The following is a 21,232-nucleotide window of genomic DNA, read 5'->3' on the forward strand; positions in this document are numbered from 1 at the left end:
TTCGCGGCTGCCACGGCCTTCGCCTTCGCTTTTGCCTTGTCTTCTTCCGTTACTTCCTCTGTTCCTTCTCTTTTTTGCTTCGCTAACGCCGCTGCTTTTGCCTTTGCCGCCGCTGCTGCCTTCGCTTTCACCTTGGCCTTTTCCTCTTCCGTTATTTCCTCTGTTCCTTCTCTTTTTTGTTTCGCTAACGCTGCCGCTTTTGCTTTTGCCGCGGCGGCTACCTTCGCTTTCGCTTTGGCCTTCTCTTCTTCCGTTACTTCTCCTGTTCCTTCTCTTTTTTGCTTCGCTAACGCTGCCGCTTTTGCTTTTGCCGCGGCGGCTACCTTCGCTTTCGCTTTGGCCTTCTCTTCTTCCGTTACTTCTCCTGTTCCTTCTCTTTTTTGCTTCGCTAACGCTGCCGCTTTTGCTTTTGCCGCGGCGGCTGCACGTCGTTTTTCTTCTTCTACAGTCCTACTATTATTTTTTGGTAGCGCTTTCTCTTTTTCCTGATTTTCTTCCTCAAGTTTACTTATTTCTGCACCATGTTTCGCAACGAGCCGCTTTCTCGCCTCTTCTTTCGCACGCCTAGCCGCTTCTCTTTTCAAATCCTCTAAGTCTTTATTTGGATCACTCATTTATTCGTCACCTGCTTTCCTGTCTTTGCCTCGTAACGAATTTTTTCTTTCAATTTATTAATTCCATAAATTAAAGCAGCAGGATTTGGTGGGCAACCAGGAATATACACATCAACTGGTACAATTTGATCTACACCTTTCACAACAGCGTATGAATTTACATATGGACCACCTGCTGTCGCACAAGATCCCATTGCAATAACCCATTTTGGTTCAGGCATTTGATCATATAAGCGCCGAACAATAGGAGCCATCTTCTTCGTTACCGTTCCTGACACAATCATAACGTCCGATTGCCTTGGTGAAGTCCGAAAAAATGACCCAAATCGATCTAAATCGTAATGTGATGAACCTACTCCCATCATTTCAATTGCACAGCATGCTAGTCCGAATGTCATCGGCCATAAAGAATTGCTCCTTGCCCATCCTTTCAACTGTTCCAATGTAGAAAAAAAGATATTTCTTTCTAATTCCGCTCGCTCATTTGGATGTAATTCCTCAAAATTTATAACCATTGTAACACCTTCTTTTTCCAAGCATACGCTAATCCAACTAGCAACATTACAACAAAGATGAGCATTTCAATGAGTGCAAATAAACCGAGCTTGTCATATGCAACAGCCCATGGATATAAAAATAAAGTTTCTACATCAAAGATGACAAACAATAAAGCAAAAATATAATAACGAGCATGAAACCGAATATTTGCATCATGAAAAGGCTCAATCCCACTCTCATACGTCGTCGCTTTCGCTGCACTTGGTTTGTTTGGGCGCAGCATCCTTCCTAATGTAAGAGCCACTACCGGCAGCAATATGCCTAATAGCAAGAAAATCAAAACGATCATATAACTATTTTCATATACACTTGCCATTGTGAAACCCTCCCCCCTGAATTAAGAACAAGTTCACTTAGTAAACAATATGTCCTAGTTGCAGTAATTATTATTTTTAAATTTTTCTAAATAATGCAACTATTTTAATCATTATAACAAACTTCAAATTCCTATGTCGATATGTTGGGGACAGAAACGAGAATTATTAAAATCTATTTTTATAATTCTCTATACCTGTGCAAAATAAGTATAAAAACTATAAAAAATAAGAAGAGGAATTTATATGTATATACCGTGGGTGAGATAAATGAAAAAACAAACACATGTAAGTATTCTTATAAGCATTATATCGTTGTCTATAGCCATTCATTACGTGGCAATGCCTTTTCTATATGAATACTCATTTCCCTTTCAAATATTAATTGGAATGAGTACCCTATTAATCGATATTATCGCTTGTAGTTATATACTTTATTTTTCAAACATGAAAGAAGGGTTACCTCGTTTATTTTGGACCATATTATCTGTTGGAACCCTCTCTTATTTCATTGGTGATACCGTCGTTGCCTATCAACGTTTAATTTTAAAGGACTACTATACATTCGTTGATCCGTCCGACTTTTTTTACCTACTTTTTGTAATGAGCTTTGCGTTCGCCTTTCTATATGAAATCATTTATAACAGAGATTTATTAGAAAAGCTTTTTATGATATGCGATATTTGTATCATCGTTACAGCACAATTCACTTTAAGTTACTACTTACTTATTGAACGAACCATTCACGTTTCTACAACAGCCTATATCGACATATTTGTTCAACTTACCTATCCAATGGCTGACTTGCTCTTTTTTCTCATTGGAATCAACCTTTTATTCAAGCCATTGTCCTTGTTATCAAAAAAAGTTGGTGCGCTTCTTGGCAGTGCTTTAATTTTATATGCTACTACAGATGCGATTTATGCTTATATTAAATACTTCACACCAGAATATTCTATGTTTACAGTTACTCCTCTCTATCAAGTAACTTTAGTACTAATAGCTATCGCCTGTATTCTTCATACAAAAGAACCTGAAAAACAAGAGCAAGTACTATTAACACCTAAACTTGGGGAATCAATCAGATTATCATTACCTTACATTTCCGTAGTCATGCTTATTGTTTTTATATTGGTTGAATACGTTTTTTCACCTATTGTAGTAATCGGACTTATGATAACTTTCTCTTTCGTTCTCATACGCCACACTTTAGTTCGAAGACAAAATAAAATATTATTACTAGCCCAAATGCAATTCAACTTAGAACTCGAAAAACAAATTGCACTACGTACAGAAGATTTAGTAGAACAAAAAAATGAACTATATCATAACCAACAAATGTTTAAATCTTTATACGAGCATCATCCAGATCCAATATTCACCTTAGATTTGTACGGTAATTTTCTCAAAGTGAATAACGCCGGTACTACTTTACTCGGTTATCAAACGAATGAATTATTAAATCAGCCTTACTATTCACTTATGTATGAAGAAGATTTGGAAGAAATCGTTAATGCCTTTCATCGCGTAAAAAAAGGGAAATCTATTTCTTTAGAAATACGGGCATATCATAAAAACAGAGATATTTACTACTTACATGTTACAGCTGTTCCTATCTTTTTAAAAAATCATATTTCTGGTGTTTATTTAATGATTAAAGATATTACGGAAAGCAAACAACAACAAGAGCAAATTAATTTCCTAGCCTATCGGGATACGTTAACAGAGCTTGCAAATCGCCGTGCATTTCATCAATATGTAGAGCAAGCAATTGCTCGATCCGAAATATCAAAAAGGCCTTTTGCTGTTATGTTTCTTGACCTAGACCGCTTTAAGGTTATTAATGATACCCTCGGTCATAGGGTAGGAGACCTTCTATTAATTGCAGTAGCAAAAAGACTTGAAGAAATAGCGACACAAAATATGAAGCTTGCCCGGTTAGCTGGGGATGAGTTCACAATCCTTATCGAAAATTATACAAAAAGGCCAGATGTACAAAAAATAGCTGATACGATTGTCACGTTCATGAACGAACCATTTGAAATCGAAAATCAGCATTTACAAATCTCACCGAGCATCGGGATTGCAATATATCCTGAAGCAGGTGAAGATCCATTATCAATTTTACAGCATGCTGATATGGCCATGTACGAGGCAAAAAATAGGGGGAAAAATGGTAGTTCTCTGTACACGAAAGAATTGTATAAAAAAATGGAACGAAAAGCTCGAATTGAAAAAGATTTACCACTCGCTTTAGTAAACGAAGAATTTTATCTCGTCTATCAACCACAAATTGATATTACAACGAAAAAAATTATTGGTGCTGAAGCATTAATACGCTGGAAACATCCGCTCCTAGGTGACATTTCGCCATGTGAGTTCATTCCAATTGTAGAGGAGACGCCACAAGTCGTTCCACTCGGTCATTGGGTATTAAAAGAATCTTGTCGCCAGTTAAAAATATGGCATACTTTTGGCTACAAAGATTTAAAAATAAGTGTGAACTTATCAGCAAAAGAATTCCAGCAAGAGAATTTAATCGAGAACATTTCACAAATACTAACAGACGTTAAAGTCGATCCAAAGTATGTAACACTGGAGTTAACAGAACGAATTGCAATGATCGATGAAAAAGAAACATTATCCAGACTAAAGCAGTTAAAGGAATATGGTATTCAAACGTCCATTGATGACTTCGGTACCGGCTATTCTTCTCTCGCTTATTTATCCATTTTCCCTATTGATACATTAAAAGTACCGAGAGAATTTACACAATTAGCCGATCATCGACCTGAGGAAAGAGCCATCGTTTCCACTATCCTTTCCCTTGCAAATACTTTAAACCTCTCTGTCGTTGCGGAAGGAATTGAAACAGAAAAACAACTTAAGTTTCTACAAAAGAACAACTGTAAATATATGCAAGGCTACTATTTCAGTAAACCACTTACGAGTCATCAATTAATAAACTTTCTACAAAAAACACCCAGTATGAACCAATAGCTCATACTGAGTGTTTTTATCATGCTATTTGCGGACAGTAAAACTAGCAACCAACGTGAGGCGCCCCACTGATTACAGCTTCACTTTAAAGTGTCGGGATTTTCCCCTCGTAATATTCCTCTGCAATCTCTTCATAAAACGCTGCTGACGTCGTATAAAAATATGGAATTAGCCATAGGAATCCAATCCCGAGTGTAATACAACTTAATATAAACCAACCAATAAAGCTTAAACATAAAATGAAATACTCCATCTTATGTCCATCCATCATACGACGGCTTTCTGTAATAGCTTGATTTATAGAATACTCCGGATGATCATTTATTATAAAGAACGTCATCGCATAAGAAAATGATTTAATAATACCTGGAATAATAAATAGTAAAAACCATAAGAAAATATAAATGTTCACTACTATATATAATAAAAATGACTTTATAAACTTACTTCCTTCTGTAAACCATCTGAATATATGCCCGATACCCGCTTCTTTTTCACGAATGATATGCAGCGCTAAATAATAACCACCTAGTGTTAATGGACCTACCATCAATATTGAAATAATGTCTAATGAAAGTGAACTGTTTACTTCTTTCCAATCCCAAACCTGAGAGAAAATGAAATCAATACTAAAACTAAAAGCTGTAATAAGAACTGAAATAAGTAACGTTGCCCCGACAGCTAATCCCCATTTCCCTTCTAATGAATCTAGCGCTTCTCCTTTTAAATCACCAATCATGTTCTTCCTCCTATACGTAATAACTCTATTAGTATAGCATGTTCCTACTACAATTCGTCTTTTGAAAGAAAGCGATAAAAATGTGCTGTCGTTGTACTCATATACGGGCTAAGCCAAAGAAAACCTATTCCAAGTGTAAGAATCGCTAAAATTGCCCAACCTATAAAACTTAGCCACAACAGAAACAAATCTAATTTGTGCCCCTGCATAAGACGCTTACTTTCTTTCATTGCCTGTGACACACTATACTCTGGATTTTCAACCATAACATAGTACGTCATCGCATAAGAAAAGTACATCACAAGCATACCAACGATTGAAATAGCTAATAGTACAAAGAAAGCAATAGCAAACGACGTATTTCCTTCTTCACCAAAAAATGCAAATAAGGCTACTAGCAACATCGGAATCCATGTACCTGTATATAACAAAATCGCAAGCATTGCCCACATCGTTTTCATCATTCTTCTAAAGCCACGAAATCCTTCGAATAGATGATCTACTTTAGCATCTTCTCGTTTACTCATCTTTAAAAATACATTTGTATAACCGTATGATGTAATTCCATACGATGCGTTACTTACAATTATCATAATGCAATAAAAAATCCCAAATGTAACACCTGCTCCAATTGATATCGTTTCCTCTTCAATTGATCCGGTTAAGCTAATAACTAAGAAAAATATAATAATTCCTGGAATTAACAGTATAAGCATTGCAGCCATTGAAACAACATAACTTAAAATAAAATATAAAAGCGTTGATCCAACACCTAGTCCCCAATTTCCTTTTAAAGAGTGCAGCGCTTCTCGTTTCATTTCACCGATCATTTATTCATCTCCTTTATAAAGTGAAACTTTAATCAGTAGGGGTTTTGTTCATCCCCACTGATTATTAGTTGAACCAATCGGACGTTTACGGACAGTTGATCTCCCACCTAACTTCTTTGCTCCAACTGAATTTTGAGGTGGGAGTTTTACTGTCCGTTAACGCGGGATAAATTGTTGTACATTCTCTACTTATACAAGCATCAATATAATTATACCATTTTTGTAAAATTATCCATGAATTACACAAAAAAATCCGTAAAGGCAAAGCCTTTACGGATTTTTTTATTTCATATCGGAAACGTTTAAACGGTTCACAGCACGTTGTAATGCCATTTCTGCACGTCTAAAGTCAACATGTGCTTGTTTATCTTGCATACGTTGCTCAGCGCGACGCTTCGATTCATTTGCACGATGGATATCGATATGGTTTGCTTCTTCAGCAGATGATGATAATACAGTTACTTTATCTGGACGAACTTCGATAAAGCCACCGCTTACTGCTACATAATCAGTGTGTCCACCATGTTTCAGACGAACTGCACTAATTTTTAATGGTGCAACAGTTGGAATGTGACCCGGTAAGATCCCCATTTCCCCACTCTCTGCTTTTACGCTTACCATTTCTACTTCTTTTTCGTAAACCGGTCCATCAGGAGTTACAATACTGACTGGAAATGTCTTCATAATTCGTCCCTCCTAAGGCCTTACGCCATCATTTTCTTCGCGTTTTCAATAACTTCTTCAATGCCACCTACAAGACGGAATGCATCTTCTGGAAGGTCATCATATTTTCCTTCTAGAATTTCTTTAAATCCGCTAACTGTATTCTTTACAGGTACATAAGAACCTTTTTGACCTGTAAACTGCTCAGCTACGTGGAAGTTTTGAGATAAGAAGAATTGAATACGACGAGCACGATGTACAACTAACTTATCTTCTTCAGATAACTCATCCATACCTAAGATAGCGATGATATCTTGAAGCTCTTTATAACGCTGTAAAGTTTGCTGTACTTGACGAGCTACTTCATAATGCTCTTCTCCTACGATTTCTGGAGAAAGTGCACGAGATGTAGATGCTAATGGATCTACGGCTGGGTAAATACCCATTTGTGTTAAACGACGCTCTAAGTTTGTTGTTGCATCTAAGTGAGCGAACGTTGTAGCTGGTGCTGGATCCGTATAGTCATCGGCTGGTACATATACCGCTTGGATAGACGTGATAGATCCTTTATTTGTAGATGTAATACGCTCTTGTAATTGACCCATTTCTGTTGCAAGTGTCGGTTGGTAACCTACCGCAGATGGCATACGACCAAGAAGGGCAGATACTTCAGAACCTGCTTGCGTGAAACGGAAGATATTATCGATGAACAGAAGTACGTCTTGTCCTTGCTCATCACGGAAATGTTCAGCCATTGTTAAACCTGTTAATGCAACACGTTGACGTGCTCCAGGTGGCTCATTCATTTGTCCGAATACCATCGCAGTTTTCTTAATTACGCCAGAATCGCTCATTTCGTGGTATAAATCGTTACCCTCACGAGTACGCTCACCTACACCAGCGAATACAGAGATACCACCGTGTTCTTGTGCGATGTTATTAATTAATTCCTGAATTAATACTGTTTTACCTACACCGGCACCACCGAATAGACCGATCTTACCACCCTTAATGTAAGGAGCAAGTAAGTCTACTACTTTAATACCAGTTTCAAGAATTTCTACTTTAGTAGATAATTCTTCGAATGCAGGTGCTTGACGGTGAATTGGATCACGACGTACATCGGCAGGAACCTCACCATCTAAGTCAATTGCATCACCTAATACGTTAAATACGCGACCAAGTGTTGCATCACCAACTGGTACAGAGATTGCTTTACCAGTATCTTCTACTTCTGTACCACGAACAAGTCCGTCTGTGGAAGACATTGCAACTGTACGAACTGTATCATCACCTAAATGAAGTGCAACTTCAAATGTTAAGTTAATGCTTGTTCCGTTTTCGTTGCTTTGTTTTACCGTAAGGGCGTTGTAGATTTCTGGTAGCTTTCCGCCATCAAACTTAACGTCTACAACCGGACCCATGATTTGCGTAACGCGCCCTTTATTCATCGGGTTCCCTCCTAGCTTTCTTTTAATTAGCTAACTTGCTACGAGCAGTTAGCTTTTCATTTTTTATTAGTTTATAGCTTACGCGACTCTTTTGAAAGAGCCGCTTACGCTTTTTATTGAATCTAGTTCCAGCGGCTAGAACAGTCGGTCATTTCGCTCCTTCCTGTGAGGCAAACTACACCTCTTCGTCAGGAGCTCCAATGCCCTCTTGTTCTGGACGAGCCGCTTCCACTTTTTAATACTACTCTAACGCTGCTGCTCCACCAACGATTTCCGTAATTTCTTGCGTAATCGCTGCCTGACGCGCACGGTTGAATGAAAGTGTAAGTGAATCGATAACTTCCATTGCGTTGTCTGTAGCACTCTTCATTGCTGTCATACGCGCTGCGTGTTCACTTGCTTTACCGTCTAGTAATGCACCGTACACTAAGCTTTCTGCGTATTGTGGCAATAGTACTTTTAAAATTTCTTCTTCAGAAGGTTCGAATTCATAAGCTGTCGTAGGTTTATCAGACGCCACATCAGTAAGCGGTAAAATTTTATTTTCCGTTACTTCTTGTGAAATTTTACTTACGTAATGGTTGTAGTAAATATACAGCTCATCATAAGCACCATCTGCGAACATCGCAATTGCTCGAGAAGCAAGGTCTTTAATATCAGTAAATGATGGGTGGTCAGATAATCCAACTACTTCATCAATGATGTTAAAGCCGCGACGTTTTAAATAATCACGTCCTAGTCGGCCAAGCACAATAATTGAATATTGGTTTGAGTCCATATTATGACGTTCACGAATTACGTTACTCACTGTACGTAATACGTTACTGTTATAACCACCTGCTAGTCCGCGATCAGATGTAATAACGATGTACCCTGTACGCTTTACAGGACGCGCATTTAGCATCGGATGATTAATTCCTTTACTTCCTTGCGCAATGCTCGCTACTACTTCTTGAATCTTTTCCATATACGGAACGAAAGATTTAGCATTTTGCTCTGCACGGTTTAACTTAGATGCAGATACCATCTCCATCGCTTTCGTAATTTGACTCGTTTTCTTTGTCGAGTTAATCTTCGCTTTTATATCGCGTAAAGATGCCACAGGTTTTCACCACCTTTTTTCCGGAAGTTGGCACGATTAGTAAGAATTCTCTTCCTAATCTACGTTGCAAGATATTCTTGCTCATGATTGAAGGAAAAGAATAGGTGCACCTACTCTTTTCCTTTACATAACCGTCAGCAATCTCAAAACTTGAGATGCCTTTTATATATTATTATCTAGCTCCAGCGGCTTGAATGTTCGGTGGCTTCACTTCTTCCTACGAGGCAAAGACCGCCTCTTCGTCAGAAGCTCCATCCCCCTCACATTCAGGACGAGCCGCTTTCGCTTTTATTTATCTAGTTCCGTCTCCTAGCCCCCTTTCGTCTAAGAACCTTCCCCACCAAAAGGTAGAAAGCACCTTTTGTGGGAAAGAACCTTAGCCGATGGGGCTGAACAGTCGACTTCACTTTTAATTATTATTCAGAAGCTACGAATACTTTTTTAAATCCATTAATAGCTGCTGCAAATTTGTCGTCATCCGCAAGTTTCTTAGTTGTGCGGATTTCTTCTAATAAGTCAGTCGCATTAGAATCTAACCAAGCATGTAATTCTTCTTCGAAACGAGTGATATCTACTACTGGGATATCATCTAGGAATCCACGTGTTAAAGCGTAAAGAATGATAACTTGTTTCTCTACACGTAATGGTTTGTGTAATCCTTGTTTTAATACCTCAACAGTACGAGCACCACGGTTTAGTTTCGCTTGCGTTGCTTTATCAAGGTCAGAACCGAACTGAGCGAACGCTTCTAACTCACGGTAAGATGCAAGGTCAAGACGAAGTGTACCTGATACTTTACTCATTGCTTTAATCTGAGCAGATCCACCAACACGAGATACAGAAGTACCCGCATCAATCGCTGGACGTACGCCAGAGAAGAATAGGTCAGATTGTAAGAAGATTTGTCCATCCGTAATAGAAATTACGTTTGTTGGGATGTAAGCTGATACGTCCCCTGCTTGTGTTTCGATGAAAGGTAGTGCAGTTAAAGAACCGCCGCCTCTTGCATCACTTAATTTTGCTGCACGCTCTAATAAGCGAGAATGTAAGTAGAATACATCCCCTGGATATGCTTCACGACCTGGAGGACGACGTAATAGTAATGAAAGCTCACGGTAAGCCGCTGCTTGTTTTGATAAGTCATCATATACTACTAATACGTGTTTACCATTGTACATGAACTCTTCACCCATTGTTACACCAGCATAAGCAGCTAAGTATAATAATGGAGCTGGTTGAGAAGCTGATGCAGTTACAACGATTGTGTAATCTAATGCACCGTGCTTACGTAGTGTTTCTACTACGTTACGTACAGTTGATTCTTTTTGTCCGATAGCTACATAGATACAAATCATATCTTCATCTTTTTGGTTAATGATTGTATCAAGTGCAACTGCTGTTTTACCTGTTTGACGGTCACCAATGATTAACTCACGTTGACCACGGCCAATTGGTACAAGAGCATCGATCGCTTTAATACCTGTTTGAAGTGGTTCATGAACAGATTTACGATCCATTACACCTGGTGCTGGACTTTCGATTGGACGAGTGTTTGTTGTATTGATTGGGCCTAAACCATCAACTGGTTGACCTAATGGGTTTACAACACGACCGATTAGTTCTTTTCCTACTGGTACTTGCATGATGCGACCAGTACGACGAACTTCGTCACCTTCACGAATTTCTGTGTAAGGTCCTAAAATAATGATACCTACGTTGTTTTCCTCTAAGTTTTGTGCTAGTCCCATAACGCCGTTAGAGAACTCTACAAGTTCACCAGCCATAACGTTATCAAGACCATGAGCACGCGCAATACCGTCACCAACTTGGATAACTGTACCAACATCACTAACTTCGATTTCAGACTGATAGTTCTCGATTTGTTGCTTTATCAGTGCGCTAATTTCTTCAGCTCTGATGCTCATGTGCTTCACCCCTATCTATTCTTCATTAATTCACGCTGAATACGTGCTAATTTTCCTTGTAAGCTTCCGTCGTAAATGCGATTTCCAATACGTACTTTAATGCCGCCTAGTAAATCTTCATCTACAACATTTTTTACGCGAATTGCATCTTTTCCCGTTCTCTTTGCAAATGCTTCTGCAATGTTAAGTTTCTCTTCTTCTGATAGAAGACGAGTAGAATATACAGTTGCGTCGGCTACGTTACGTTCTTCATTAGCAAGAACAACATATTCATCTGCAATTTCAGGTAAGATATCAATGCGTTTGTTATCAATTAAAATATATAACGTATTTAAAATAGATTCAGAAACAGACCCGAATACGTTTGCAAGAAACGTTTTCTTCTGCTCTTTTGAAATGTTCGGTTGCGTTAAAAAGCTATGTAGTTCTCCGTTCTTTACATAAACGTTTTGTACAAGGCGTAATTCCTCTTCAAACATTTCTAATACGTGTTTTTCTTTTGCAATTTTAAAAAGAGCGACAGCATAACGTTTTGCTACAATCCCATTGCTCATCGCGCTTCTCCTACTTCTTTAATATAATCGCGAATTAACTTAACTTGATCTTCTTCTTTTAACTCTTTTTCAATTACTTTAGAAGCAATTTGAACAGATAAAGAAGCCACTTGTTCTTGTAAAGCAGCAATCGCTTGCTCTTTTTCGCGTTGAATTTCTTGTACAGCAGATGCTTTAATTGATTCTGCTTCTTCTTTCGCAGCAGCAACAATAACATCTTTTTGATCTACAGCTTGTTTTTTCGCTCTTTCGATTAACTCTTGTGCTTCAACACGCGATTGTTTTAACATTTCACGTTGTTCTTCTACTAATTTCTTCGCTTCAGCGTTACTTCTTTCTGCAGCGTCGATTTCATTAGTAACATGCTCTTCACGTTCTTTCATAATTCCCATTAAAGGACCCCACGCAAATTTGCGTAGCATTACTAATAGAAGTAAGAAAATGAACAATGTATAAGCAATCGTTCCAAATGGAATGGCAGCCCCTAATAATAAAGTTGGCACAAGGATTCACTCCCTTCAAAATATCTAAATTGATCATATGAAAAAAAAAGACATACGTTTCATCCATAAAGCAATGGCGAAGAAAGTTCGGAAAAACACTCTTCGCCATCTATGTAAGGGGAGTCTCCCTTATTTGTTCATTACGATGAATGCAATAACTACACCGATGATTGGAAGTGCCTCAACTAAAGCAACCCCGATGAACATAATTGTTTGAAGTGCGCCTTTTAATTCTGGTTGACGAGCAACACCTTCGATTGTACGTGATACGATAAGACCGTTACCAATACCTGCACCTAATGCTGATAAACCAATTGCAATTGCAGCTGCGATTACACCTAAACTCATTTAATTTGTCCTCCTTTGTATTATAAAAAAATAAATTTTTTCTTACTTAAATTATATTAATGGTCATGGCTTACTTTATGAGCCATATAAACCATCGTTAACATAACGAAAATAAATGACTGGATTGATCCAACGAATACGCTGAATCCCATCCATGCTAACATTGGTACAAGCGCACCTAATGCTCCAAGGAATGATGCCCCGCCTAACTTAGCAAGTAATCCTAATAAGATCTCACCTGCATAAATGTTACCAAATAAACGAAGCCCTAACGTTAATGTGTTAGCAAACTCCTCAATAACCTTTAATGGGAATAAGAATTTCATCGGTTGGAAATAACCTTTAACGTATTCTTTCGTACCCTTCATCTTAATTCCATAATAATGGGTGAGGGTAACTACCATCACGGCTAATGTTAATGTAACTGCTGGATCAGACGTTGGTGATCTCCACCATGCAATATGTTCGCCAGCCTCAACTGTTGAATACATGAATGGTAAACCAAGGAAGTTCGATACGATGATAAACATGATAAGCGTAACGCCAAGCGTTAAGAAACGTCCACCTGTTTTCCAGTCCATCGTACTATTGATAATCCCTTTCACGAAGTCAAACACCCATTCCATGAAATTTTGCATTCCTGTTGGGCGAAGAGCTAAGCTGCGAGTTCCGATAACAGCGATTAAGAAAACAATAACTGCTGCTACAGTAACCATCATAACTGATGACAAATCGAACGTTAAACCTAGAAATTCAACTAATCTACCGTGTTCCACTAGTAATTCACCTCTCTTCCCTGCTCTTATACTCTAAATAAAGAAAATCTATGATCATGACAAGGTATCCTGTCAGCAATCCTACACCTAAGCCCCACATCGCAATTAACTCTTGATATTTGGCTGCAAATAAAATTAATAACCCAATCGTGGCGAATCTTGAATATGTACTTACCGCTGTCGCCTTAAACTTCACGTTTTCTCCATTTGTTACGCGATCCAACAGCTTGTCTGTTCTACGTGCAATGATGCGCAAACTAAGAAAACTGAAAATCGTTCCGATAATCAGTCCAAGAAATACATCCTTGTAAGAGGTGAATCCCCATCCTAGCACTAGAAGCGCAAGCAAGTAGTACATATATTTCTTTTGTCTTTGGACAAGTCCATGTACGTCTATCATCATTGCTCTCCCGAATAGTAATGTCGAATGAGTCGAATCATTGCATATATCCCAGTTCCTAATCCGAGTAATAACCCTATAATAAGAAACAATGGAAACGTTCCAACCTTATTATCAATCCACTGCCCACCAAAGATCCCAATAAGAATAGAACCGACTAACTGAGCAAGAATACCTGACATTAAAGCATAAGCTTTTATATGGCTGCGATCGTTTTTTTGCAAGGATTCATCCCTCCAATATGTAACCCTCATTCACGATGTGTTAATAATAACTCATTTTTTTGCATAAATCCTATACAAAATAAAAAGTTTACATTTTCGTCACTGAATAGATGTATTTTTGTCACTGAAAGCCCTACCATCTATCCCCGTTGTTAGCATACAATAGGGTATTAACAGTGTCAACGAGAAATCGTAAAAAATCAAAAAATTTGAGTATTAGTCATTTCCTCCCAAAAATGAAAACGTTCCCCTTCTAAATACTGGTTAGAGATATGCAATTTCTAACAGTTTTCTCTTTATAGTAGAAGGAAATGTTCACAAGTTTGTCACTATTATATTTTTAAGATATAACGCTTTCCTTCCATAATATAGTGCTCTTTAGACGTAAGACTTCTATATTATATGTGATGTGTATGCAACTTATGTTGTATATACTATGTATATTTATCCCCCTCCCCTACCTCATCAAGATACAAAAAAACGAGAGGGGAACCCCCTCTCGTCAGTTGTCTTACTTCGTTCCGAATAGACGATCACCAGCATCACCAAGACCTGGCACTACATATCCGTGGTCATTTAATTTCTCATCTAATGCTGCTACATAAATATCAACATCAGGATGTTCTTCTTGTACTACTTTTACTCCTTCTGGAGCTGCAACGATACACATTAATTTAATTTGTTTTGCACCGCGCTTTTTCAGAGAGTTAATTGCTTCAGCTGCAGAACCACCTGTTGCTAGCATCGGATCTAGTACGATAAAGTCACGCTCTTCTACATCCGTTGGAAGTTTCACATAGTATTCTACCGGTTGCAATGTTTTAGGATCGCGGTATAAACCAACGTGTCCTACTTTTGCTGCTGGAATTAATTTCAGAATTCCATCAACCATTCCTAAACCTGCACGTAAAATCGGAATTAAACCAAGTTTTTTACCAGCGATCACTTTTGTTGTCGCTTTGCTTACAGGCGTTTCAATTTCAATGTCTTTAAGTGGAAGATCGCGAGTAATTTCAAAAGCCATTAGGCTTGCTACTTCGTCCACTAATTCACGAAAATCTTTCGTACCTGTATTCTTATCGCGAATATATGTAATCTTATGTTGAATTAACGGGTGATCAAATACATACAGTTTTCCCATGTGAATCTCTCCTTTAGATGATATTCATGCGTTTGCACGCTTTTTTACACTATTTACGATTGTAAAGAAAACGCTACTAATATTCAAGGGCAAATTTGGCAAAATCATGATTTTACGATGAATCTATCTAGTATCTTTACCAATTATGGGAGCTGTATCCTTCATTATATCGCCAAAATTTATTCATCATTTGTATACATACTTAAAGAACAATATATGTCCAAAAAAAACTGCCAAAACAATTACGTCTCAGCAGTCTTCTTTCATCTATTATAGGTCTGTGTACATTGGGAATTTGCTCGTTAACGCTTCTACACGCTTACGTGCTTCTTCTAATGCAGCTTCATTTTCATGATTTTTTAATGTGTAAGCAATAAGTGACGCAATTTCATCCATTTCTTCTAAACCGAAACCACGAGATGTTACAGCTGCCGTACCGATACGTACACCGCTTGTTACAAATGGGCTTGCTGTTTCAAATGGAATTGTATTTTTGTTCACTGTAATACCAACTTCATCTAATACGTGCTCCGCTACTTTACCTGTGATTTCTAAGTTACGAACATCAATCAGGATTAAGTGATTGTCTGTTCCGCCAGAAACAAGTGTCAGCCCTTCTTTTTGAAGACCTTTAGCTAAACGGTTTGCATTATTAATGATATTTTGTGCATATGTTTTAAAATCATCTTGTAGCGTCTCACCAAATGCAACAGCTTTTGCAGCGATTACGTGCATAAGTGGACCACCTTGAATACCAGGGAAGATTGATTTATCAATTTGTTTTGCAAATTGCTCTTCACATAAAATCATACCACCACGTGGACCACGTAATGTTTTATGTGTTGTCGTTGTAACGAAATGTGCATGTGGTACTGGGTTTGGATGTAAACCAGCAGCTACTAAACCAGCGATATGTGCCATATCAACCATAAAGTATGCACCCACTTCATCTGCAATCTCACGGAATCGTTTGAAATCGATAACACGAGGATATGCACTTGCACCTGCAACGATTAATTTTGGTTTATGTTCTTTCGCTTTTGCTAATACATCATCGTAATTAATACGGTGTGATTCAGCATCCACGCCATATTCTACGAAATTATATTGTACTCCACTGAAGTTAACAGGGCTTCCGTGTGTTAAGTGACCACCATGAGATAAATTCATACCAAGTACTGTATCGCCTTGCTCTAAAATCGTGAAGTATACTGCCATGTTCGCCTGTGCACCAGAATGCGGTTGAACATTTACATGCTCTGCGCCAAAAATTTCTTTCGCGCGATCACGTGCGATATCTTCCACTACGTCTACGTGCTCACAGCCACCATAGTAACGTTTTCCAGGATACCCCTCAGCATACTTATTCGTTAAAACAGAACCTTGCGCCTCCATTACTGCTTCACTTACGAAGTTTTCCGAAGCAATTAACTCAATCTTTGAACGCTGTCTTCCTAGTTCTGCCTCAATTGCAGCAAATACCTTTTCATCTTGACGTTTTAAATGATCCACCAAAATCCCCCTTTTCTGAACGAATTACATCGATTCCCAATAGTTTTTTCTCATTTATTCAGAAAAAACGAAAATTCAGGTTGTAATTCTTTCGAACCTTCATGTTTTCAACTACATTCTAACATGACTTTCTATATCATAAAAGAAAAAAAAGACCGAAAATCGGTCTTTTCTTTCTTCTATTATAAAGTCAGACTACATACCTTTTATCTTTCGATATAAAGCTATTATGCGACTTTATAATTTTTCATGTCTAACGGCAAGTGATAGTCTCTTCCTTCGCCGCATAAACAGCACGTGCTCCACCAATTAGTTTTCCACGTGTTGTTGCCATCGTTACATGCGCACTTCCAATTTCCTTCACACCTGTACGAACCGGAACAGCTACATGCTTTAAATGCATACCAATAAATGTATCACCAATATCCATTCCTGCATCTGCTTTAATAAACTCAATTACTACCGGGTTTTTCAAATTGTGATACGCATATGTTGCTAATGCACCACCTGCTGATCTAACAGGCGTAACTGTTACAATTTCAAATTGATATTTCATCGCCAACTCTCTCTCAACTACTAAAGCACGGTTTAAATGCTCACAACATTGAAACGCCAACTCAATACCTGTTTTCTCTTGAAATTGTTTTAACTCAGAAAAAATCGCCTCTGCTACTTCCATCGTTCCTGATGTTCCAATTCTTTCTCCTAGCACTTCGCTCGTGCTACACCCCACTACAAAAATTTGACTACTTTGTAATGAAGCTTGTTCTTGGAAATCAGCAAGCGAACTTTGTAACTGTTCTCTTACTTTTACGATTTCTGTCATTACGCCTCTTCCTTTCACAGGTTGGTTCACCAAATTATATTTCATACTACTTCTAGTTAGAATCTATTACTTTGTTTCGTATGTTTTAATTTTTCCTACGCGGTTTTCGTGACGACCACCTTCATAGTCAGTTGTTAACCAAATTTTTGCGATGTCACGTGCTAGACCTACACCAATTACACGCTCGCCCATTGCTAGCATGTTCGTATCATTATGCTCTCTCGTTGCTTTCGCACTGAAAGTATCATGAACTAACGCACAACGAATACCATTTACTTTATTTGCTGCAATTGACATACCGATGCCTGTCCCACAAACTAAAATACCACGATCTACTTCGCCATTCGCTACCATTTCCGCTGCAGGAAACGCAAAATCAGGGTAATCAACAGAACCAGCTTCACATTCACAACCTAAATCAATATATTCAATATTTAACTCTTCTAATAAACTTATAAGTTCTTTACGGATATTCATACCGCCGTGATCAGATGCTACTACTACTTTCATTTTTACCCCTCCAAAGTTTCAATCAATTATCTTCATTTCTCACTCGCTACCTTAGCGGAACGAAGTGATCTCCAATATCGTATTATACACGAAACATCAACCTTCTGAATGTTTTTTCAGTAAAGTTTGTACAAGTTTTTCCATCTCTTCTAACGTTTCTTTATAAATAGAAAGTGACCCGCCAAATGGATCTGAAATATCCTTACTTATCCCCTCAGTTACTCCATATAATGTATCTACTTTCTTTTCAACACTCGGATAATGCCCAAGTACAATTTGCTTATGGTTTTCCGTCATTGTTACTACAATATCAGCCCATTCAATCAAAGCTTCATTTACCTGCTGCGAAGCATGATCGATTGCAATTCCCTTTTCAGCTAAAGCTTCCTTTGCATATATCGACGCATCACTTCCAGGATAGGCGAAAACACCAGCAGATTGCACTTCAAACTTACCTGCTCCATGATGACAAAGTAACGCCTCGGCCATCGGGCTACGGCATGTATTTCCAGTGCAAATAAATAACACTCGTTTCATCCAAACCCACCCCTTTTCTTCTTTTTCCTACTTTTTATCATAACGTACATAAGAATAGAACAAAAGAAATGTGAATATACGAAAGGCGCATTTCTCTTATATTTTTTCTAAGAAAAATGCGCCTTATCCACATATATGTGAAACCCTATTTCCAAGTGCCCAAAGTATTTTACCATACATAAGGAACAGACTACAAAACAAAATAAGGAATCCATTTCATACGAAACGGATTCCTTTCATGCAATAATTATTTCATTGTAACTTTCATTACTTCTGTTGAACCTTTTATAGCAGTTACACCTACAGTTGTCTTAATAGACTCAGCTGCATCTGTATTTGTGATAACGATTGGAGTAATTGTGCTTTTCGCTTTTTCACGGATTAATTCTAGGTCGAATGAGATTAATTTATCTCCAGCTTTTACAGCTTGTCCTTCAGAAACGTGAGCTTCGAAACCTTCGCCTTCCATTTTTACAGTTTCTAATCCAACGTGGATTAAAATTTCTGTACCGTTTTTCGCTTTAATTCCAATCGCATGTTTCGTGTGGAATAATTGTACGATTTCACCATCAACTGGAGATACAACTACACCTTCAGTAGGATCGATTGCAACACCGTCGCCCATCATACGACCAGCGAATACTGGATCTGGTACTTCTTCAATATTTTTCACTGCTCCAGTTAATGGAGCTACGATTGTTTCTTCATTTGTTTTTGAACCTAAACCGAATAATTTTTTAAACATAGGATAGTCCTCCTTATAATTTACCTAAAAGTTTATAGGGCAATCTCTATTAAAGATCGAAATAAACGTAAGACCTCATACTTCGAATATTATACTGTAAAAACGCTTTCGAAATAAATTACGTCGTTACTGCTAGACTCTTATTGTAGCGCCTCATAAAATTCCAGTCAATTCTGATTGTCTGAATAACAATAAGAAGTTAACTTCTACTTATATTTTCTCTTTTTTTACCTAACTTGTCTAGAGGTCTTTACTACATTTTATTTTTTATCGCTAATTTGTAAAATTATTTTCAAACTTTTTTCGAAACCCACTTGACTTAAGTAAGTAACTATTTTATCATTACTTACATAAGATAAGTTAATAACTTTTAGGGGGTTTTAAAATGATGGATATCGGTCTTCTTATTATTCGTCTTATTATAGGTATTACATTCATGGGTCATGGTGCTCAAAAATTATTTGGTTGGTTTGGTGGCTACGGCCTGAAAGGAACTGGCGGCTGGATGGAGTCAATCGGCTTACGCCCTGGTGTATTCATGGCATTTATGGCTGGCGCAACTGAATTATTAGGTGGTTTCTTATTTGCATCAGGTATTTTCACTGCAATTGGTTCATTATTTATCGTTGGAACAATGTTAATGGCTATTTTCACTGTTCACGGAAAAAATGGTTACTGGGTAACACAAAACGGATATGAATACAATTTAATGTTAATCGCCGTTGCTATTGGAGTAGCTTTAATCGGACCTGGTGCATACGTTTTATTATAATTTTTATCTTGAATTCGAGATTATTTAGACGGAACTTACTTCATTGCGATTGAAGTAAGTTCTTTTTATGTAATAAAAATATTATTTTCAGCAGGAGTTTCCCACTAACATCTTGTAAACAAACAATAAGTCGTCATATTTAGAAAGGGGATTTTAAGCATGTTATCCATTAATCCAAATGAACAAACGGAAAAAGAGAATTACAAATTATTAACGGGAAGTATCATTCCACGCCCCGTCGCATTCGTTACTTCTGTAACAAAAGACGGCGTATTAAACGGAGCACCATATAGTTATTTCAATATTGTCGCTGCTAATCCACCACTTATCTCAGTTTCTGTACAACGAAAAGCAGGAACACCGAAAGATACTTCTCGAAACGCAATTGAAAAAGGTGAGTTTGTCGTACATATTTCTGATGAATCTTACGTAGAAGCAATTAACGAAACAGCAGCTAACCTCCCGCCAAACGAGAGTGAAATTGAACTAGCAAAACTAACACCAATTGAAAGTGACGTCATCTCTGTTCCAGGTGTAAAAGAAGCAAATATTCGAATGGAATGCGTACTAGAACGCGCAATCCCCCTTGGCGGAACAGAAGACTCACCAGCTTGCGACCTACTAATCGGACGCGTCGTTCGTTTCCACGTCGCAGAACACCTATACGAAAAAGGTCGCATTCATGCAGAAGGACTAAAACCAGTAAGCCGCCTAGCAGGACACAACTACGCAAAACTAGGAGAACAATTTGAATTAGTGAGGCCTATTTAAAAGTGGAAGCAATTCACTCAAAATAAAATACCTGTAAAATAAAAAGACTGTACCAAAATAATTTGGTACAGTCTTTGCTAAAATCGTATCCCCTTATATCTCTTCTTTCTGCTCCTCTAAAGTAGGTACTTTCTCTTTTTTCGGTTTCCCAAGCTTAATTACGAAGAAGTATAGGGAAAGCAATGTAATAAGAAAAACGATTATAAACGGGTATGGAGAATAAAAGGCACGCGCCCCCTCCGTTTTCCCCGCAACAAACTTCAATGACTCGATATCTAAAAACTCAGCAAACATTTGTACACCGAGCATACTAAACCAAAAAACAAAAAAACTAATAATAATACCAAAAACTTGCTTCAATCTCGTCATTCATCTCATCCTTTCTATATTTATAATTGTTTAGCGTAAATTAGTATA

At 37.8% G+C, this 21,232-nt stretch carries 25 protein-coding genes and 1 pseudogene; 3 read left to right on the forward strand and 23 right to left on the reverse strand.

The genetic code is table 11. The annotated features are described in order from the left end of the window. The 3 genes and pseudogenes from ACTFOB_RS23345 to nuoA all read right to left on the reverse strand — a co-directional run. Positions 1-614, reverse strand: a pseudogene (locus ACTFOB_RS23345) (NADH-quinone oxidoreductase subunit C); the annotation flags it as partial. Beyond that, a complete protein-coding gene (gene nuoB / locus ACTFOB_RS23350; RefSeq protein ID WP_000236331.1) occupies positions 611-1,129 on the reverse strand; it encodes an NADH-quinone oxidoreductase subunit NuoB in 519 nt (172 codons plus the stop codon). The pseudogene ACTFOB_RS23345 and the gene nuoB, both read right to left, overlap by 4 nt. Then, positions 1,120-1,488, reverse strand: coding sequence for an NADH-quinone oxidoreductase subunit NuoA (nuoA, locus tag ACTFOB_RS23355; protein ID WP_000179273.1), 369 nt, complete (start codon positions 1,486-1,488; stop codon positions 1,120-1,122). Before nuoA ends, nuoB begins: the two co-directional genes overlap by 10 nt. Before the next feature lie 268 nt (positions 1,489-1,756). On the opposite strand from nuoA, the gene ACTFOB_RS23360 reads away from it, so the two are divergent. After that, entirely contained in the window at positions 1,757-4,486 is a 2,730-nt protein-coding gene (locus ACTFOB_RS23360; RefSeq protein ID WP_440027581.1) for a putative bifunctional diguanylate cyclase/phosphodiesterase, read from the forward strand. Between the two features lie 85 nt (positions 4,487-4,571). Here ACTFOB_RS23360 and ACTFOB_RS23365 read toward each other — a convergent pair whose 3' ends face one another. The 19 genes from ACTFOB_RS23365 to ACTFOB_RS23455 all read right to left on the reverse strand — a co-directional run bounded on the left by ACTFOB_RS23365 (position 4,572) and on the right by ACTFOB_RS23455 (position 19,272). Next, a complete protein-coding gene (locus tag ACTFOB_RS23365) occupies positions 4,572-5,225 on the reverse strand; it encodes a DUF975 family protein (protein ID WP_440027579.1) in 654 nt (217 codons plus the stop codon). Between the two features lie 47 nt (positions 5,226-5,272). Further along, on the reverse strand, positions 5,273-6,055 hold the full coding sequence (locus tag ACTFOB_RS23370; protein WP_440027578.1) for a DUF975 family protein: 783 nt from the start codon (positions 6,053-6,055) through the stop codon (positions 5,273-5,275). Positions 6,056-6,337: 282 nt separating this feature from the next. Next, positions 6,338-6,739: a F0F1 ATP synthase subunit epsilon gene (atpC, locus tag ACTFOB_RS23375; protein ID WP_000847207.1), complete on the reverse strand. Its 402-nt coding sequence runs from the start codon at positions 6,737-6,739 to the stop codon at positions 6,338-6,340. Between the two features lie 20 nt (positions 6,740-6,759). Then, complete coding sequence (atpD, locus tag ACTFOB_RS23380) at positions 6,760-8,169, reverse strand: F0F1 ATP synthase subunit beta (RefSeq protein WP_001032603.1); 1,410 nt, start codon at positions 8,167-8,169, stop codon at positions 6,760-6,762. Positions 8,170-8,410: 241 nt separating this feature from the next. Then, a complete protein-coding gene (gene atpG, locus ACTFOB_RS23385; protein ID WP_000157696.1) occupies positions 8,411-9,271 on the reverse strand; it encodes a F0F1 ATP synthase subunit gamma in 861 nt (286 codons plus the stop codon). Positions 9,272-9,687: 416 nt separating this feature from the next. After that, positions 9,688-11,196 (reverse strand): F0F1 ATP synthase subunit alpha, encoded by a 1,509-nt coding sequence (atpA, locus tag ACTFOB_RS23390; RefSeq protein ID WP_073517191.1) that lies wholly within the window; start codon positions 11,194-11,196, stop codon positions 9,688-9,690. Between the two features lie 11 nt (positions 11,197-11,207). After that, positions 11,208-11,750, reverse strand: coding sequence for a F0F1 ATP synthase subunit delta (gene atpH / locus ACTFOB_RS23395; RefSeq protein ID WP_000064683.1), 543 nt, complete (start codon positions 11,748-11,750; stop codon positions 11,208-11,210). Continuing rightward, positions 11,747-12,253: a F0F1 ATP synthase subunit B gene (atpF, locus tag ACTFOB_RS23400; RefSeq protein ID WP_001142618.1), complete on the reverse strand. Its 507-nt coding sequence runs from the start codon at positions 12,251-12,253 to the stop codon at positions 11,747-11,749. The genes atpH and atpF overlap by 4 nt, the downstream gene beginning before the upstream one ends. Positions 12,254-12,382: 129 nt before the next feature. Next, positions 12,383-12,601: a F0F1 ATP synthase subunit C gene (gene atpE / locus ACTFOB_RS23405; protein ID WP_000052064.1), complete on the reverse strand. Its 219-nt coding sequence runs from the start codon at positions 12,599-12,601 to the stop codon at positions 12,383-12,385. A gap of 56 nt (positions 12,602-12,657) precedes the next feature. Further along, positions 12,658-13,377, reverse strand: coding sequence for a F0F1 ATP synthase subunit A (gene atpB, locus ACTFOB_RS23410; RefSeq protein ID WP_016085476.1), 720 nt, complete (start codon positions 13,375-13,377; stop codon positions 12,658-12,660). A gap of 7 nt (positions 13,378-13,384) precedes the next feature. Next, positions 13,385-13,777 carry an ATP synthase subunit I gene (locus ACTFOB_RS23415; RefSeq protein WP_000567600.1) on the reverse strand — a complete coding sequence of 131 codons (393 nt, stop codon included), beginning with the start codon at positions 13,775-13,777 and terminating at the stop codon, positions 13,385-13,387. Then, positions 13,777-14,001, reverse strand: a complete 225-nt coding sequence (locus ACTFOB_RS23420; RefSeq protein WP_001171218.1) for an AtpZ/AtpI family protein — start codon at positions 13,999-14,001, stop codon at positions 13,777-13,779. Before ACTFOB_RS23420 ends, ACTFOB_RS23415 begins: the two co-directional genes overlap by 1 nt. Before the next feature lie 26 nt (positions 14,002-14,027). Continuing rightward, a complete protein-coding gene (locus ACTFOB_RS23425) occupies positions 14,028-14,141 on the reverse strand; it encodes a DUF4024 domain-containing protein (RefSeq protein WP_071724806.1) in 114 nt (37 codons plus the stop codon). Between the two features lie 371 nt (positions 14,142-14,512). Next, positions 14,513-15,142: a uracil phosphoribosyltransferase gene (gene upp / locus ACTFOB_RS23430; RefSeq protein WP_000517539.1), complete on the reverse strand. Its 630-nt coding sequence runs from the start codon at positions 15,140-15,142 to the stop codon at positions 14,513-14,515. A gap of 270 nt (positions 15,143-15,412) precedes the next feature. Then, entirely contained in the window at positions 15,413-16,654 is a 1,242-nt protein-coding gene (glyA, locus tag ACTFOB_RS23435) for a serine hydroxymethyltransferase (RefSeq protein ID WP_440027573.1), read from the reverse strand. Between the two features lie 253 nt (positions 16,655-16,907). Then, on the reverse strand, positions 16,908-17,525 hold the full coding sequence (locus ACTFOB_RS23440) for a TIGR01440 family protein (protein ID WP_440027571.1): 618 nt from the start codon (positions 17,523-17,525) through the stop codon (positions 16,908-16,910). Between the two features lie 21 nt (positions 17,526-17,546). Continuing rightward, entirely contained in the window at positions 17,547-17,990 is a 444-nt protein-coding gene (gene rpiB, locus ACTFOB_RS23445) for a ribose 5-phosphate isomerase B (protein ID WP_440027569.1), read from the reverse strand. Positions 17,991-18,086: 96 nt separating this feature from the next. Beyond that, positions 18,087-18,527 (reverse strand): low molecular weight protein arginine phosphatase, encoded by a 441-nt coding sequence (locus ACTFOB_RS23450; RefSeq protein WP_440027567.1) that lies wholly within the window; start codon positions 18,525-18,527, stop codon positions 18,087-18,089. 247 nt (positions 18,528-18,774) lie between these two features. Then, positions 18,775-19,272 carry a PTS sugar transporter subunit IIA gene (locus tag ACTFOB_RS23455; RefSeq protein ID WP_440027565.1) on the reverse strand — a complete coding sequence of 166 codons (498 nt, stop codon included), beginning with the start codon at positions 19,270-19,272 and terminating at the stop codon, positions 18,775-18,777. A gap of 385 nt (positions 19,273-19,657) precedes the next feature. Here ACTFOB_RS23455 and ACTFOB_RS23460 point away from each other — a divergent pair, with 385 nt between their 5' ends. Then, positions 19,658-20,044 (forward strand): DoxX family protein, encoded by a 387-nt coding sequence (locus ACTFOB_RS23460; protein ID WP_000968694.1) that lies wholly within the window; start codon positions 19,658-19,660, stop codon positions 20,042-20,044. Positions 20,045-20,203: 159 nt separating this feature from the next. Beyond that, entirely contained in the window at positions 20,204-20,815 is a 612-nt protein-coding gene (locus tag ACTFOB_RS23465; protein ID WP_151630183.1) for a flavin reductase family protein, read from the forward strand. A gap of 93 nt (positions 20,816-20,908) precedes the next feature. On the opposite strand, the gene ACTFOB_RS23470 is transcribed toward ACTFOB_RS23465, so the two are convergent. Continuing rightward, positions 20,909-21,184: a DUF3935 domain-containing protein gene (locus ACTFOB_RS23470; RefSeq protein WP_151630182.1), complete on the reverse strand. Its 276-nt coding sequence runs from the start codon at positions 21,182-21,184 to the stop codon at positions 20,909-20,911. Between the last annotated feature and the right edge of the window lie 48 nt (positions 21,185-21,232).

The organism is Bacillus cereus group sp. MYBK79-1 (genome assembly GCF_051915365.1).
In the GTDB taxonomy this organism is placed as follows: domain Bacteria; phylum Bacillota; class Bacilli; order Bacillales; family Bacillaceae_G; genus Bacillus_A.

Coding starts and splice junctions, on each gene's coding strand:
- nuoB (WP_000236331.1), bottom strand. CDS start 1,129: ATGGTTATAAATTTTGAGGAATTACATCCAAATGAGCGAGCGGAATTA.
- nuoA (WP_000179273.1), bottom strand. CDS start 1,488: ATGGCAAGTGTATATGAAAATAGTTATATGATCGTTTTGATTTTCTTG.
- ACTFOB_RS23360 (WP_440027581.1), top strand. CDS start 1,757: ATGAAAAAACAAACACATGTAAGTATTCTTATAAGCATTATATCGTTG.
- ACTFOB_RS23365 (WP_440027579.1), bottom strand. CDS start 5,225: ATGATTGGTGATTTAAAAGGAGAAGCGCTAGATTCATTAGAAGGGAAA.
- ACTFOB_RS23370 (WP_440027578.1), bottom strand. CDS start 6,055: ATGATCGGTGAAATGAAACGAGAAGCGCTGCACTCTTTAAAAGGAAAT.
- atpC (WP_000847207.1), bottom strand. CDS start 6,739: ATGAAGACATTTCCAGTCAGTATTGTAACTCCTGATGGACCGGTTTAC.
- atpD (WP_001032603.1), bottom strand. CDS start 8,169: ATGAATAAAGGGCGCGTTACGCAAATCATGGGTCCGGTTGTAGACGTT.
- atpA (WP_073517191.1), bottom strand. CDS start 11,196: ATGAGCATCAGAGCTGAAGAAATTAGCGCACTGATAAAGCAACAAATC.
- atpH (WP_000064683.1), bottom strand. CDS start 11,750: ATGAGCAATGGGATTGTAGCAAAACGTTATGCTGTCGCTCTTTTTAAA.
- atpE (WP_000052064.1), bottom strand. CDS start 12,601: ATGAGTTTAGGTGTAATCGCAGCTGCAATTGCAATTGGTTTATCAGCA.
- ACTFOB_RS23415 (WP_000567600.1), bottom strand. CDS start 13,777: ATGATAGACGTACATGGACTTGTCCAAAGACAAAAGAAATATATGTAC.
- ACTFOB_RS23425 (WP_071724806.1), bottom strand. CDS start 14,141: ATGGTAGGGCTTTCAGTGACAAAAATACATCTATTCAGTGACGAAAAT.
- upp (WP_000517539.1), bottom strand. CDS start 15,142: ATGGGAAAACTGTATGTATTTGATCACCCGTTAATTCAACATAAGATT.
- ACTFOB_RS23440 (WP_440027571.1), bottom strand. CDS start 17,525: ATGAAATATAATTTGGTGAACCAACCTGTGAAAGGAAGAGGCGTAATG.
- rpiB (WP_440027569.1), bottom strand. CDS start 17,990: ATGAAAGTAGTAGTAGCATCTGATCACGGCGGTATGAATATCCGTAAA.
- ACTFOB_RS23450 (WP_440027567.1), bottom strand. CDS start 18,527: ATGAAACGAGTGTTATTTATTTGCACTGGAAATACATGCCGTAGCCCG.
- ACTFOB_RS23455 (WP_440027565.1), bottom strand. CDS start 19,272: ATGTTTAAAAAATTATTCGGTTTAGGTTCAAAAACAAATGAAGAAACA.
- ACTFOB_RS23460 (WP_000968694.1), top strand. CDS start 19,658: ATGATGGATATCGGTCTTCTTATTATTCGTCTTATTATAGGTATTACA.
- ACTFOB_RS23465 (WP_151630183.1), top strand. CDS start 20,204: ATGTTATCCATTAATCCAAATGAACAAACGGAAAAAGAGAATTACAAA.
- ACTFOB_RS23470 (WP_151630182.1), bottom strand. CDS start 21,184: ATGACGAGATTGAAGCAAGTTTTTGGTATTATTATTAGTTTTTTTGTT.